Raw genomic sequence first — 13,707 nt, 5'->3', positions numbered from 1 at the left:
TCTGGCGGCAATGCGGCAAACCGCCTGTCTTGCTTGCCAGCCTGCAAGCCGCTAGGTCAGGATCAAGCGGAAAGGAAAGCGCATGTTCACAGGAATTGTTACCGATATCGGGCAGGTGCTAGAGCTCGACCAGCGCGGCGATCTGCGCGCGCGGATCGGCACCGGCTATGACGTGGCGGGGATCGAGATCGGGGCCTCGATTGCCTGCAATGGCGTTTGTCTGACGGTGATCGCCCTGGGCCGCGCGCCGCAGAATTGGTTTGATGTGCAGATTTCGGCGGAAACCGTGGGGGCCACCAATGTCGGCGGCTGGCGCGTCGGCAAAAGGCTGAACCTGGAACGCGCGCTCAAAGTGGGCGATGAATTGGGCGGGCATATCGTTTCGGGCCATGTGGACGGTGTGGCCGAGGTGGTGGCGATGCGCGATGAAGGCGACAGCACGCGGGTCACCTTTCGCGCGCCAGAGGCGCTGGCCCGGTTCATCGCGCCCAAGGGATCGGTGGCGCTGGATGGCACATCGCTGACCGTGAACGAGGTCGCAGGCCGCGATTTCGGGATCAATTTCATCCCCCATACCAAGACCGCGACGACCTGGGGCGAGGTTGCGGTGGGCGATCTGATCAATATCGAGATCGACACGATGGCCCGCTATGTCGCGCGGTTGCAGGATTACGCGTGATCGCGGGGATCGGGCACAACTCGCGCCTGTCGCAGGAACCCGGCCATAGCTGGCGCAAATTCGCATGGGCGAAGGCGCGGGCTGACCTGCTGCCCGTCCTGCCGATCGAGGTCGTGCGCCTGCGTGTCAAACGCGCCGCCGAACTGGGCCTGCCCTATAAGACCTATGCCGGTATCCGCGCCAGTAACGGGCATGACCTGATCGGATTTCTGTTTTCCAGCAATGCCTTGCGGGTCTTGCGCGACGGGCAGGCGATGCCTGCGGACCGTGCCGCGCGGCTGCAAACGCTGGTCAATACCGCCCGCCACGGCCTTGCGCATCGGCCTGTCACGCCCACGCATCTGGCGGGGCTGTCGGGGATAGACCGTGCCTTTGCCGCCCCACGCTTTGCCGACAGCTGGTCGGCGATGCGCCGCGATCTGGAGGGGGTGACAGCCGCGCTGCGCCAGCCTGCCGACCGCTTTGTGCTGGTGGGCGATACCGATTTCGAACGCGAATGGGTCGCGGCGGCCCGTCTGGCAGGCTATGTCAGCGCCGAGGCGTTCTTTGGGTAAGGTGGGTCAAGACCCACCCTACGCCTTGCAGCCCTTTTCAAATGCAGGAGGCTGGGCTATCTGGCAGACAACCAAGCTGCGGGGTCGCCAATGTCCATCACTTTCGAAACGCCGGGTCCGGTTGAACTGGATTGGTCCGACGCGATCAGCAAGATCGAAGACATCATCGACGATGCCCGCAACGGGCGGATGTTCATCCTTGTCGATCACGAAGACCGCGAGAACGAAGGCGATCTGGTGATCCCCGCCCAGATGGCGACACCCGATGCGATCAATTTCATGGCCAAACACGGGCGCGGGCTGATTTGTTTGTCCTTGCCCGGCAGCCGCATCGATGCGCTGGGCCTGCCCTTGATGGCGTCCAACAATTCCTCGCGCCATGAAACCGCCTTTACCGTCAGTATCGAGGCCCGCGAAGGCGTCAGCACCGGGATTTCCGCCGCTGACCGCGCGCGCACCGTGTCGGTGGCTATCGATGCAGCCAAGGGCGCAGCCGATATCGCGACGCCGGGGCATGTCTTTCCGCTGCGCGCGCGCGATGGTGGCGTGCTGGTCCGTGCGGGCCATACCGAAGCGGCGGTCGATATCGCGCGGCTGGCGGGGCTGAACCCCTCTGGTGTGATCTGCGAGATTATGAAGGAAGACGGCGAAATGGCGCGTCTGCCCGATCTGGTCGCCTTTGCGCAGCTGCATGGGCTGAAAATCGGCACGATCAGCGATCTGATCGCCTATCGCCGCCGCCATGACAATCTGGTCGTGTTGCGCGACAGCCAGACCATCACCTCGGAATTCGGCGGCGATTGGGAAATGCGGATTTTTGTCGATGAAACCCAAGGGGCCGAACATATCGCGCTGATCAAGGGTGATATTACCACGGCTGATCCGGTGCTGGTGCGGATGCATGCGATGGACCCGATGCTGGATGTCGTCGGTGTCGGCCCCAAGGGGCGGCGCAATGAATTCGGCGATGCGATGCAGCTGATCGCCGATGAAGGGCGCGGCGCGCTGGTGCTGCTGCGCGACCTGCATATGAAGCTGGACCCAAGCGAAGAGGCGACCCCCCAGACCCTGCGCCAATATGGGCTGGGCGCGCAGATCCTGTCGGCACTGGGCCTGCATGACATCACCTTGCTGACCAATTCCCCCAAGCCGCGCGTTGTCGGCCTTGACGCCTATGGGTTGGAAATCGTCGGCACCCGCAAAATCTCGGAGATTGGCTGATGGCCGGACCTACCCACCATATCCTGCCGCTGCCGGATTTCGACAAGCCGGTGAAGATCCTGATCGTCGCCTCGCCCTATTACAAGGATATCAGCGATCACCAGATCGCCGGTGCCCTGGCCGAGATCGCAAAGGCCGGTGCCACGCATGAGATCGTGCATGTCCCCGGCGCGCTGGAAATTCCCACCGCCATCGGCATCGCGGCGCGGATGGGCGATTTTGACGGCTATGTCGCGCTGGGCTGCGTGATCCGGGGCGAGACGACGCATTACGACACTGTCTGCAATGACAGCAGCCGCGCGCTGCAACTCTTGGGGCTACAGGGGCTGTGCATCGGCAATGGCATCCTGACGGTGGAAAACCACGCGCAGGCGGCGGTGCGCGCCGATCCCGCGCAGATGAACAAAGGCGGCGGCGCGGCTGCGGCGGCATTGCATCTGGTCGCTTTGGCGCGCAAATGGGGCAAGGCTGAAAAAGGCGTGGGCTTTACCCGCGACATCTTGATGGCAGGTGATACGATTCGATGACGATTTCCAATAACCAGCGTCGCAAGATGAAATCCGCCGCCCGCTATTACGCGGTGCAGGCCCTGTTCCAGATGGAAGCCACTGGCCAGACCGTCGAAGGGATTGTGCGCGAATTCGAAGACCACCGTTTCGGCGAGGTGATCGACGATGTGGAACTGGTCGAAGGCGATGTTGACACTTTCCGCCGGATGATGGACCGCGCTGTCGATCTGCAAGCCAGCATCGACCAGATGACCGACCGCGCGCTGGTGGCCAAATGGCCGATTGCGCGGATCGACCCCACATGGCGCGCATTGTTTCGCGCGGCAGGGGCAGAGCTGTTGGACAAGGACACGCCGCCCAAGGTGGTGATCAGCGAATTCGTCGCCGTGGCCGAGGCGTTTTCGCATGACGGCAAGGAACCCAAATTCGTCAATGCCGTGCTGGACCATATGGCCCGCCAAGCACAGCCAGAGGCGTTCTGAGCCTGCCTGCGACCGCCGGGCAAGGGCGTTGGATATGCGGCGCTTGCGCGGCATCCGGACCGCCATGATCCCGAGGCCGCGCGTCAAAGCTTGGCGTCAAAGCCAATCTGTCGTTACGAGCCCTTAGCGCGGCTGCTGGTCCGGGATGACCGGTACAAGGCCAGTCTGCTGCGCAAAGACTTGCTCGGTTTCCTCTCTCAGCAACCCTGCCGAGACGCCGAAATCGAAAGTCCCGTCAAACCCCAGATCAAGGCCGAAATAGGTTTCATCATATAGACGTGCCGCACCGATGGTGGCGCGCCAGGATTGGCTGACCAGCATGTAATCCAGACCGATCGTGGCCACGTTGCTGTCATCTTCGTTATCCGAAAAGATCCTGACGCCGAGACCTGTATCGATGCTCTGCGGGCCATAGCTGACCGACAGGCCAAACCCGATGGTCGGATCGGCATATGCCGGTGCTGCGGCCATCATCATGGCGATGCTGATGGCACAGGCTACCTGTTTTGGTGCGCTGGCGCGTGACAGGCGCTTGGTAATGCTTTTCATGATACTCATTCCCTCGTTTATTGGTGAACCGTGACGTCACCTTATCGTCACGTCAGCGCCGGATATGGTGTTGAAATCAGACCATTCTGGGGCTGATGGCGGACATTAATATGAACAAGTGATTAAGATCATCGCAGGCGGCGCTGTGCCTGCCGTGTCTTGCCAGGCGGCAAAGGGCCTGAACAACAGGGCGCGCGATCAGGCCATGGCTTGTTTTTCGGCGCGCATGGCTTAGCTAAAGATGATAGGGGGCGCTGCCATGACACATGACCAAGAACCAGATCTGATGCGGCTTTACCTGCGCCATTGCGCGGTGGGTTTTGTGATCGCGGCGGTCTTTGTGGCGATGCTGCTTTGGTATGATGTGGCGCGCCTTGGCAGCCTTGTGGCCAATTCCGATATCGGCTGGCTGGCGCTGTTCTTGCTGTGGTTCTTTCACGGCACGGTTTTCGGCAGCGTGCAATTCGCGATCTCGATCATGCTGAATGCGCAGGATGATGATGACGACGACCAATCGGGCGGGCAATTGATCCCGATCCGTGTAACCGCCGGGTCGCGGCGCGGGCGGTAGGCGACGGGCACCACCTCTGCCGTAGCGGTAGCTAATCCCGAGGACCTGTTTTTACAGGTGGGCGCCAGATAGACTGACCAGGGCCAGAACAGAGCCAGCTCCCTCGGAGTTGCTTAAGGCCACTGGATTTGTACCGATGGTATACATGCAGCGCAGAAACCCGTCTGCTTTCCAATTAGGGCGCAATGCGGGGTTCCACAAGTGGCGTGATCTTATTCTTCGATATCACCGCGGATCAACCAGCCATCACGGCCGACCATGGCGGCGGGGGCATAGCCCAGCAGCACCCGTTCAGCCAGAGCGATGGTCAGCAGCGCCATGCAGGTTTCGAAAAAAGTGATACTGGCGATCAGTGACATGTCAGTGCCCTTTGTAACTGGGGTGCAGGATAGCAGCGAAACCTGACCAAATCCTAAAGATCGCCCGCTGTCGGGCGGTAGATAACGCAGGCCAGCCGCCGCGCGATTGCAATCTGTTCCCCTCTTGTTCAATATCGCGCCATGTCTTCCGGCTTTGCCTCTTCCGCCTTGCAACCCGGCCAGAGCCTCGCGCGGGGCGTCTGTCGTCATTTGCGCGGCCATGATTTCGTCAGCGTCGAGGAATTGGTGCCGACATCGGGCCTGCGCGTTGATGTCATGGCGCTGGGGCCGAAAGGTGAAATCTGGGTGATCGAATGCAAATCAAGCCGCGCCGATTTCCAGACCGACCGCAAATGGCAGGGCTATCTGGCATGGTGCGACCGGTTTTTCTGGGCGGTCGATGCCGATTTTCCGGTCACGCTTTTGCCCGATGATACCGGGCTGATCATCGCCGATAGCTATGATGCCGAAATCCTGCGCCTTGGGCCGGAACAGCGGCTGGCCCCCGCGCGGCGCAAGATGCTGACACAGAAATTCGCCCGCCACGCCGCGATCCGCGCGCAGATGGCGCGCGATCCGGGCTGCGTCAGCGCGTTTTGACAGCGCGCGCGGCCTGGGCGGCGGCGCGGATTTCATCGGCGATTTCCTCGGCTTCCTCGGGGTCGAAATCCATCGGGATTTCCGTATCGCCGGCCTCGATGAAGATCCGCACCATGCCCAGTTCGGTCGGGCCGATCTGCATATTGGCCTCGATATCGCGTTCGCTGTTGATACCCATGATCTTTGTTCCTTGCTGTCTTGCGCCTGCCTACAGCGCCGCGTGATCGCTTGGCAAGTGCCGCGCGCGAAAAGCCGCGACTGCCCCTTGCAATCATGTGGTCATGCGGCTAAATCCGGCGCCAGTGCCGCCTTAGCTCAGTTGGTTAGAGCGCTTGATTGTGGATCAAGAGGTCGCTGGTTCGAGACCAGCAGGTGGTACCACCCCCTTTTCAGGCCGCAGATGATGACGGAGAACCAGATGGGGCCGAGCCTGATCACCTTTACCATCGCCGCCAACCCGCCGCCGCGGCTGGACAAGGCGCTTGGCCGCGATGTGCCTGATGATGCCGCGCTCAGCCGGTCACGTCTGGCGCGGCTGATCGCGGATGGCGCTGTGGCGGTGGACGGAATGGTCGTGACCGATCCGCGTTTCCGCATCGCCGAGGGCGCGCAGGTCGCCGTCACCGTCGCCGCCGCCGTCGAAAGCCATATCGGCGCGCAGGATATCACGCTTGACGTGGTGTTCGAGGATGACGATCTGATCGTCATCAACAAACCCGCCGGCATGGTCGTGCATCCCGCCCCCGGCACGGCGGATGGCACGCTGGTCAATGCGCTGATCCATCATTGCGGCGACAGCCTGTCCGGCGTCGGCGGGCTGAAACGCCCGGGCATCGTGCATAGGATCGACAAGGACACATCGGGGCTGCTGGTTGTCGCCAAATCCGACCGCGCGCATCACCATCTGGCCGATCAATTCGCCGCCCATACCGTCGAACGCCGCTATCTCGCGATCTGTTACGGCGTGCCTGATGCCAATGACCCACGTCTGCGCGGCATCAAGGGCACCAGTTTCGAGCCCGGTAATATCCTGAAAATCCAGACCCTGCTGGGGCGGCACCGGACCGACCGGCAGCGGCAGGCCGTGTCCTTTAGCGCCGGGCGCCATGCCGTCACACGCACGCGAATCCTGGAACCTTTGGGCACGCCGCCGGTTGCGGCACTGATCGAATGCTGGCTTGAAACCGGCCGCACCCACCAGATTCGGGTGCATCTGGCCCATTGCGGCCATGCGTTGATCGGCGATCCCACCTATGGCGGGCGGCGCAAGATGTCGCCGAAAGCCCTGGGCGAGGCTGGCGTCGCCGCTGTCGCCGCATTCCCGCGCCAGGCGCTGCATGCGGCGACTTTGGGTTTTGTGCATCCGGTAAGCAAGGAATTCCTTGAATTTCAAGCTGTTATCCCCGCCGATATGCAGGACCTGCTGACCGCGATGGGCGGTCAGGTCTGAAATACTCAATCCCATGTGCGTGAACGCACGCAAAGCCCACTCGTAAAACTGAACCGATTGGTTCATATTAAGTTGACGATAAGGAAACACCGATACTTGAAACCAGCCGAAGTGCTATCATATCCATGTTAAGCCTTTATACATAACGGAGGGCACGACAGTGAGCGACTATAAAAATCTTCCCGCACCTACCCCGGAAGGCGGATTGAACCGCTATATGCAGGAAATCCGCAAATTCCCGATGCTGGAACCCGAAGAAGAATACATGCTGGCCAAACGCTGGGTGGACCATGAAGACACCGAGGCCGCGCATAAGATGGTGACATCGCATCTGCGCCTGGCCGCCAAGATCGCCATGGGTTATCGCGGCTATGGCCTGCCGCAGGCCGAGGTGATTTCCGAGGCGAATGTCGGCCTGATGCAGGCGGTCAAACGCTTTGATCCCGAGAAAGGCTTTCGCCTGGCGACCTATGCGATGTGGTGGATCCGCGCCTCGATCCAGGAATATATCCTGCGGTCCTGGTCGCTGGTGAAAATGGGCACGACATCGGCGCAGAAAAAGCTGTTCTTCAACCTGCGCAAGGCGAAAAACCGCATCGGCGCGCTGGAAGAAGGCGATCTGCGCCCCGAGAATGTCAAGCAGATCGCCAATGATCTGGGTGTGACCGAGGATGAGGTGATCTCGATGAACCGCCGCCTGTCGGGGGGCGATGCCTCGCTGAATGCGCAGATCGGGTCGGATGGCGAAGGGTCGATGCAATGGCAGGATTGGCTCGAAGACGACAGCGCCAATACCGCCGCCGACTACGAAGAACATGACGAAATGGACGCCCGCCGCGCCCTGCTGGCCGAAGCGATGACCGTGCTGAATGACCGTGAAAAGGACATTCTGGTGCAGCGCCGCCTGGCCGATGAAACCGTCACGCTTGAGGATCTCAGCGCGCGCTACGATGTCAGCCGCGAACGGATCCGCCAGATCGAGGTGCGGGCGTTTGAAAAGCTGCAGTCACGCATGACGCAGCTGGCGCGCGAAAAAGGCATGCTGGAAAGCGCCTGAGCTTTCCTGCAACCCGTCATCCTTATGATCCCCGTCGGAGCCTCCGGCGGGGATATTTTTTGCTCGGAAGATGGGAAAGGGGCGTGGCGGTGGCTGGATGATAGCGCTACCATCCCCAAAAGGGAGATGACCATGACACCAATCCGCTGGGGCATCCTGGGTGCCGCCGAATTCGCCCGCCGTTTCATGGGCCCCGCCATCCATGCCGCCAATGGGGCCGAGCTTTACGCGCTGGCGACATCCAGCCCCGCCAAGGCGGCGGGTTTCGCGGATTTCGCCCCCGGCATCACGGTCCATGATAGCTATGACGCGCTCTTGGCCGACCCGGCTGTGGATGCGGTCTATATCCCGCTGCCCAACCATCTGCATGTGGATTGGTCGCTCAAGGCGCTGGCGGCGGGCAAGCCGGTGCTTTGCGAAAAACCCATGGGGCTGGCAGCCGCCGATTACGACCGGCTGATCGCCGCGCGCGATGCGGCGGGGCTGCTTGCGGCCGAGGCTTTCATGATCGTGCATCACCCCCAATTCATCCGTGCGCGCGCCCTTGTCCAGCAAGGCGCGATCGGCCGGCTGACACATGTCGATGGGACATTCACCTATAACAATGCCGCGGATCCGACCAATATCCGCAACCGGCCCGAAACCGCAGGCGGGGCGCTGCGCGACATCGGGGTCTATCCATTTGGCGCGGCGCGCTTTGTCAGCGGGCAGGACCCTGTCAGCATCAGCCATGCCGATCTGCGGCTGGAAAATGATGTCGATGTCTTCGCCCAGGTCGCCGCCCGCTTCCCCGATTTCACCTGCACCGCTTTGGTATCGATGCGCATGCATCCGCGCCAGCAGATGACCTTTCACGGCGACAAAGGGATCCTGCGCCTGACCTGCCCGTTCAACGCCAATATCTTTGACATGGCGCAGCTGACGCTGGAAACCGATGGCAGCAGCATGATCACCGAACGCTGGCCCGGCGTGAACCAATACAGCCTGCAAGTCGAAAACTTCGGCGCTTCCCTGCGCGGTGCCGCCGCTTACCCCTGTCCGCTGGAATTCTCGCGCGGCACGCAGGTGATGATGGATATGGCCTTTGCGGCGGGCGCGCAGCGCTGAAAGCGCGCCCTTTCACCTTCTTTTTTCCAAAAATACTCCCCCGCCGGAGGCGCTGGCACTAAAGCGCCTCTAGCTCGTCGATCATGCTTTCGATCAAGGCCAGCCCCTTGTCCCAGAACGCAGGATCCGAAGCATCCAGCCCGAAAGGGGCCAGCAATTCCTTGTGATGCTTGGACCCGCCCGCGCGCAGCATCGCGAAATATTTGTCGCGGAAATCGGCATCGCCTTCTTCGAATACGGCATAAAGCGCGTTCACCAGCCCGTCGCCGAACGCATAGGCATAGACGTAGAATGGCGAATGGACGAAATGCGGGATATAGGCCCAGAAGGTTTCATAGCCATCCGCGAAATCGAACACCGGCCCAAGGCTTTGCGCCTGCACCGACATCCAGAGCGCGTTGATATCGTCCGGCGTCAATTCGCCTTCCGCGCGTGCCGCATGCAGTTTGCATTCGAAATCATAAAACGCGATCTGGCGCACGACGGTGTTGATCATATCCTCGACCTTGCCCGCCAGCAGCACCTTGCGGTCCTGTGGCGTCTTGGCATTGTCCAATAGCTGCCGGAAGGTCAGCATCTCGCCAAAAACCGACGCCGTTTCCGCCAGCGTCAGCGGGGTGGATGACAAAAGTTCGCCCTGTTCGGCGGCCAGCACCTGATGCACGCCATGGCCCAATTCATGCGCCAGCGTCATGACATCGCGCGGTTTGCCAAGGTAGTTCAGCATCACATAAGGATGCACTGTCGTCACGGTCGGATGTGCGAAAGCGCCCGGCGCCTTGCCGGGTTTCGTTGCCGCATCGATCCAGCCCTTGTCGAAAAACCGCCCCGCGATCTCGGCCATTTTCGGATCGAAACCGGCGTAGGCGGTGATCACGGTGTCGCGCGCCTCTTGCCAGCCGATCACGCGGGGCTGGTCCATGGGCAAAGGCGCGTTGCGGTCCCAGACCTGCATCCGGTCCAGCCCCAGCCATTTCGCTTTCAGCGCGTAATAGCGATGCGACAGGCGGGGGTAGGCCGCGACAACGGCGTTGCGCAAAGCCTCGACCACCTCGGGTTCGACATGGTTGGCCAGATGGCGCGCGGCCTGCGGGCTGGGCATTTTGCGCCAGCGATCGGTGATCTCTTTTTCCTTGGCCAGCGTGTTGTGGACGCGGGCAAAGATCTTGATGTTTTCGCGGAACACGGACGTCAGCGCATGGGTCGCGGCCTCGCGTTTGCTGCGGTCGGGGTCGGTCAACAGGTTCAGCGTGCTTTCCAGGTTCAGCAGATCGCCATCCACCACGAATTCCAGCCCCGCCATGGTTTCGTCAAACAGCCGGTTCCAGGCGGCGGCCCCGACGGTGGATTGGTCATGCAGGAATTTTTCCAGCTCGTCGGATAATTGATGCGGCTTCATCGCGCGCATCCGGTCGAACACGGGTTTATAGCGCGCCAGATCGGCATTCCCCGCCAAAAGCCCTGCCAGATGCGCATCCTCCAGCCTGTTGAATTCCAGCCCGTAAAACACCAAAGGCGTGGTGAAACGGGTGATCTTGTCCTGACAATCGGCCATGAATTTGGTCCGGTCGCTATCGGTGGTGATCTGGTAATAGCGCAGGCCCGCAAAGGACATGATCCGCCCCGCGATCACGTCGATCTGTTCATAGCGCTGGACCGCGCCCAGCAGACCCGCCGCATCCAGCGTGGCCAGCTTGCCTTCGTAATCGGCGGCAAAGGCCGCGCATTCATTGTCCAGCCATGCCATGTCGCGGGTGATTTCGGGGCTGTCGGGGCTGGGGTAAAGGTCGGTCAGGTCCCATTCCGGCAGATCGCCAAAAGCGTTCTTGCCCGAGGTATTGGCATCATAGACAGGGTTTTGCATGGCGCGGCTTTCATTGCTGTTTGACGCAATACTTAGGCGCTCGTAGCCGCACAGGGAACCCTGTCAGCCGTAAAGCCGCAGCATTTCGCGCAGATCGTCCAGCGTATTGGCCTCGGCCAGGGGTTTGTCCTGCCGCCAGCGCAGCATCCGCGGAAACCGCAAGGCGACGCCGGATTTGTGGCGCGGGCTTTCGCTGATGCCTTCAAAGGCGATCTCGAAGACATGGACCGGCGGCACCTGCCGGACGGGGCCGAATTTTTGCAGCGTGTTCTTGCGCACCCAAGCGGTGATCTGGCGGAATTCCACGTCAGTCAGGCCGGAATAGGCTTTGGTGAAAGGCACCAGCGCATCGCCGTCGCGCACGGCGAATGTGTAGTCGGTGAACAGGTTCGCCCGCCGCCCGCTGCCCGATTGCGCATAGATCATCACGGCATCGATGGTCAGCGGATCGACCTTCCATTTCCACCAATCGCCTTTCTTGCGACCGGCCAGATAGGGGCTGTCATGGCGTTTCAGCATCAGCCCTTCCGCCCCCAGATCGCGGGATTTTTCGCGTTCTGCGGCCAGATCGTCCCATGTGGTGAATGTCACCTGCGGTGACAACCGCAGGGGCGCGCGGGTTGAAACCCGCGCAACAAGCCGCGCCAGATGCGCGCGTCTTTCGGCAAAGGGCTGCTGGCGGATGTCGCTGCGGTCCAGTTCCAGCAGATCATAGGCCATCAGGATCACCGGCGCTTCGGCCAGCAATTTGCGCGGCACGGTTTTGCGCCCGATCCTTTTTTGCAAGGCGGCAAAGGGCAGGGGGGCATCATCTGCAAAGGCCAGTACCTCGCCGTCAATGACGGTGCCATCGGGCAGGGCGTCGCATAATTGCGCAAGCTCTGGAAAGCGGTCGGTCATCAGATCCTCGCCGCGCGACCATAGGTAATGATTGCTGCCGCGCAGGATGAATTGCCCCCTGATCCCGTCCCATTTGCGTTCCGCCGACCAATCGGCAGGCGGGCCGAGGGCATCTAGATCCTCGAGCCCGTAAGCCAGATAGAACGGATAGGGGCGGGACGCATCGGTGCCCGGGTCATCCGCCTCGATCAGGCTGGTCCAGGTGACATTGTCGGGGGTCCAATTGCCCATCAGCCTATGGGTCAATTCCGGTTCCGGCTGGCCTGTGGCCTGCGCCAGCGCGCGGATCATCAGTTTCGCGCTGACCCCGATACGAAAACCGCCTGTCAAAAGCTTGGTGAATAAAAACCGTTCCGCAGGCGGCAGCCGGTCCCAAGCGGCGATGATGCCGGCCTTGCGCACCTCCTCGTCCTGCATGCCCAAGGCGCGCAGATGCATGATCCAATAGGTCAGGCTTTCGTCGCTGGTGGCGCGCGGCGGGGGCAGCACCAGCGCGATGGTTTCCGCCAGATCGCCCACGATGCTGTAGCTTTCCTCGAACAGCCAATCGGGCAGGCCTGCGACCTCGGCCGCCCAGAGCCGCAATTTGGACGCCGTGATCACCCGTTTCGGCCTGCGCCCGGTGAAAAGCGCCAGGGTCCAGAGCTTGTCGCTGTCAGGGGCGGTGCGGAAATACGCGGCCAGGGCCGCGACCTTGACGCTGGTCTTGGTGCTTTCATCAAGTTGGGCGAAAAGGGCGGCAAAGGCTTTCATGCCACATCCTCGGAGGCGTCGAACCCTTCGCCCTGGTAATCGGTGCTGACGATATGGGCATCATGGCCCTGATCGCGCAGCCATTGCTGAAAGGCCGTCGTGTAACCATGGGTCACGAAAATCTTTTCGGCACCCGTGGCCTTGATCGCGTCATTCAGCCCGACCCAATCGGCATGGTCCGAGACGATAAACCCCCGATCCGCCGCCCGTCTGCGCCGCACCCCGCGCAGGGCCATCCAGCCGCTGGCAAAGGCGGTCGAGGCCGGCCCGAACCGCCGCGCCCAAGCGGTATCCAGCGCGGCAGGTGTCGCCAGCACCAAAGCGCCGGGATGGGTTTTGGCGGTGATACCGGCATCGATGCGGGTCGTGGCGGGCAGGGCGATCCCTTGGGCGCGCAGCACGTCATTGGTGTTTTCCACCGCCCCATGCGTCAGGATCGGGCCGATATCGGGGTCCAGCAGCCGCAACAGCCTTTGCGCCTTGCCCAAAGCATAGGCCCCCAGGATCGCGGTCTTGCCTGAGGCCGCAGATTCTGCCCACCAGCGGTTGATCTGGCCCCGCAACACATCCTGCGGCGTCCAGTTGAAGATCGGCAGCCCGAAAGTGCATTCGCTGATGAACGCATGACAGCGGACAGGCGCGAAAGGTTCCGACAGCCCGTCATCCACAATCTTGTAATCGCCCGAGACCACCCAGACCTGCCCTTTGACCGCGATGCGGATCTGCGCTGATCCCGGCACATGGCCTGCGGGGTGAAAGGACACCTCTGCATCCCCGATGCGCTGTGCGGTGTCATAGGCAATCGTCTGGACATTGATCTCGCCCAGCCGGTGCCGCATCACGGCGGCGGTGGTCGGGGTGGCAAGATAGCTGTCCATCCCCCAGCGCGCGTGATCGCTATGCGCATGGGTGATCAGCGCCCGTGGCACCGGACGCCAGGGGTCGATATAGAAATCGCCCGCGGGGCAATAGATCCCGCTGTCGGTGAAGGTCAGCACATCCGCCATGAAAGATAGATAGGGTTTAGGATTGTTCTGCCAATGGCGGTTGCC

The 13,707-nt window shown here is 61.6% G+C and carries 16 protein-coding genes and 1 tRNA gene; 11 read left to right on the top strand and 6 right to left on the bottom strand.

The window, feature by feature from the left end; genetic code table 11:
• Window positions 1-82: 82 nt before the first annotated feature.
• The 5 genes from LOKVESSMR4R_RS10285 to nusB all read left to right on the top strand — a co-directional run bounded on the left by LOKVESSMR4R_RS10285 (window position 83) and on the right by nusB (window position 3,445).
• A complete protein-coding gene (locus LOKVESSMR4R_RS10285; RefSeq protein WP_087208109.1) occupies window positions 83-679 on the top strand; it encodes a riboflavin synthase in 597 nt (198 codons plus the stop codon).
• Complete coding sequence (locus tag LOKVESSMR4R_RS10280) at window positions 676-1,233, top strand: hypothetical protein (RefSeq protein WP_420645887.1); 558 nt, start codon at window positions 676-678, stop codon at window positions 1,231-1,233. Before LOKVESSMR4R_RS10285 ends, LOKVESSMR4R_RS10280 begins: the two co-directional genes overlap by 4 nt.
• A 90-nt stretch (window positions 1,234-1,323) precedes the next feature.
• A complete protein-coding gene (gene ribB, locus LOKVESSMR4R_RS10275; RefSeq protein WP_087208106.1) occupies window positions 1,324-2,454 on the top strand; it encodes a 3,4-dihydroxy-2-butanone-4-phosphate synthase in 1,131 nt (376 codons plus the stop codon).
• Window positions 2,454-2,981, top strand: a complete 528-nt coding sequence (locus tag LOKVESSMR4R_RS10270) for a 6,7-dimethyl-8-ribityllumazine synthase (protein WP_087208104.1) — start codon at window positions 2,454-2,456, stop codon at window positions 2,979-2,981. The genes ribB and LOKVESSMR4R_RS10270 overlap by 1 nt, the downstream gene beginning before the upstream one ends.
• A complete protein-coding gene (nusB, locus tag LOKVESSMR4R_RS10265; RefSeq protein ID WP_087208102.1) occupies window positions 2,978-3,445 on the top strand; it encodes a transcription antitermination factor NusB in 468 nt (155 codons plus the stop codon). Before LOKVESSMR4R_RS10270 ends, nusB begins: the two co-directional genes overlap by 4 nt.
• 123 nt (window positions 3,446-3,568) lie before the next feature.
• Here nusB and LOKVESSMR4R_RS10260 read toward each other — a convergent pair whose 3' ends face one another.
• Entirely contained in the window at window positions 3,569-3,994 is a 426-nt protein-coding gene (locus LOKVESSMR4R_RS10260; RefSeq protein ID WP_157898185.1) for a hypothetical protein, read from the bottom strand.
• 259 nt (window positions 3,995-4,253) lie between these two features.
• Between LOKVESSMR4R_RS10260 and LOKVESSMR4R_RS10255 the strand changes: the two genes are divergently transcribed.
• Complete coding sequence (locus LOKVESSMR4R_RS10255) at window positions 4,254-4,565, top strand: hypothetical protein (protein WP_087208098.1); 312 nt, start codon at window positions 4,254-4,256, stop codon at window positions 4,563-4,565.
• 212 nt (window positions 4,566-4,777) lie between these two features.
• On the opposite strand, the gene LOKVESSMR4R_RS20445 is transcribed toward LOKVESSMR4R_RS10255, so the two are convergent.
• Window positions 4,778-4,924 carry a hypothetical protein gene (locus LOKVESSMR4R_RS20445; RefSeq protein ID WP_204248661.1) on the bottom strand — a complete coding sequence of 49 codons (147 nt, stop codon included), beginning with the start codon at window positions 4,922-4,924 and terminating at the stop codon, window positions 4,778-4,780.
• A 141-nt stretch (window positions 4,925-5,065) separates the two neighbouring features.
• Here LOKVESSMR4R_RS20445 and LOKVESSMR4R_RS10250 point away from each other — a divergent pair, with 141 nt between their 5' ends.
• Window positions 5,066-5,524 carry an MmcB family DNA repair protein gene (locus LOKVESSMR4R_RS10250; RefSeq protein ID WP_087208096.1) on the top strand — a complete coding sequence of 153 codons (459 nt, stop codon included), beginning with the start codon at window positions 5,066-5,068 and terminating at the stop codon, window positions 5,522-5,524.
• On the opposite strand, the gene LOKVESSMR4R_RS10245 is transcribed toward LOKVESSMR4R_RS10250, so the two are convergent.
• The gene (locus tag LOKVESSMR4R_RS10245) at window positions 5,511-5,702 is read right to left on the bottom strand and encodes a DUF6324 family protein (protein WP_087208095.1); all 192 of its coding nucleotides are present in this window, start codon (window positions 5,700-5,702) and stop codon (window positions 5,511-5,513) included. The genes LOKVESSMR4R_RS10250 and LOKVESSMR4R_RS10245 overlap by 14 nt on opposite strands.
• A gap of 126 nt (window positions 5,703-5,828) precedes the next feature.
• On the opposite strand from LOKVESSMR4R_RS10245, the gene LOKVESSMR4R_RS10240 reads away from it, so the two are divergent.
• The 4 genes from LOKVESSMR4R_RS10240 (at window position 5,829) to LOKVESSMR4R_RS10225 (ending at window position 9,138) form a co-directional block, all read left to right on the top strand.
• A tRNA-His gene (locus tag LOKVESSMR4R_RS10240) sits at window positions 5,829-5,905 on the top strand.
• Window positions 5,906-5,924: 19 nt separating this feature from the next.
• The gene (locus tag LOKVESSMR4R_RS10235) at window positions 5,925-6,974 is read left to right on the top strand and encodes an RluA family pseudouridine synthase (RefSeq protein ID WP_087208093.1); all 1,050 of its coding nucleotides are present in this window, start codon (window positions 5,925-5,927) and stop codon (window positions 6,972-6,974) included.
• A gap of 160 nt (window positions 6,975-7,134) precedes the next feature.
• Window positions 7,135-8,031, top strand: coding sequence for an RNA polymerase sigma factor RpoH (gene rpoH / locus LOKVESSMR4R_RS10230; protein WP_087208091.1), 897 nt, complete (start codon window positions 7,135-7,137; stop codon window positions 8,029-8,031).
• Between the two features lie 132 nt (window positions 8,032-8,163).
• Window positions 8,164-9,138, top strand: coding sequence for a Gfo/Idh/MocA family protein (locus tag LOKVESSMR4R_RS10225; RefSeq protein ID WP_087213017.1), 975 nt, complete (start codon window positions 8,164-8,166; stop codon window positions 9,136-9,138).
• A 58-nt stretch (window positions 9,139-9,196) separates the two neighbouring features.
• On the opposite strand, the gene LOKVESSMR4R_RS10220 is transcribed toward LOKVESSMR4R_RS10225, so the two are convergent.
• The 3 genes from LOKVESSMR4R_RS10220 to LOKVESSMR4R_RS10210 all read right to left on the bottom strand — a co-directional run bounded on the left by LOKVESSMR4R_RS10220 (window position 9,197) and on the right by LOKVESSMR4R_RS10210 (window position 13,662).
• Window positions 9,197-11,002: a M3 family oligoendopeptidase gene (locus LOKVESSMR4R_RS10220; RefSeq protein ID WP_087208089.1), complete on the bottom strand. Its 1,806-nt coding sequence runs from the start codon at window positions 11,000-11,002 to the stop codon at window positions 9,197-9,199.
• 63 nt (window positions 11,003-11,065) lie between these two features.
• Window positions 11,066-12,655, bottom strand: coding sequence for an ATP-dependent DNA ligase (locus LOKVESSMR4R_RS10215; protein ID WP_087208087.1), 1,590 nt, complete (start codon window positions 12,653-12,655; stop codon window positions 11,066-11,068).
• Window positions 12,652-13,662 (bottom strand): ligase-associated DNA damage response exonuclease, encoded by a 1,011-nt coding sequence (locus tag LOKVESSMR4R_RS10210; RefSeq protein ID WP_087208085.1) that lies wholly within the window; start codon window positions 13,660-13,662, stop codon window positions 12,652-12,654. Before LOKVESSMR4R_RS10210 ends, LOKVESSMR4R_RS10215 begins: the two co-directional genes overlap by 4 nt.
• Window positions 13,663-13,707 lie beyond the last annotated feature (45 nt).

This window comes from Yoonia vestfoldensis, assembly GCF_002158905.1.
Lineage (GTDB): Bacteria > Pseudomonadota > Alphaproteobacteria > Rhodobacterales > Rhodobacteraceae > Yoonia > Yoonia vestfoldensis_B.
Note: the sequence above shows the minus strand (reverse complement) of the source record. Positions and strands in the feature narration are given on the sequence as shown.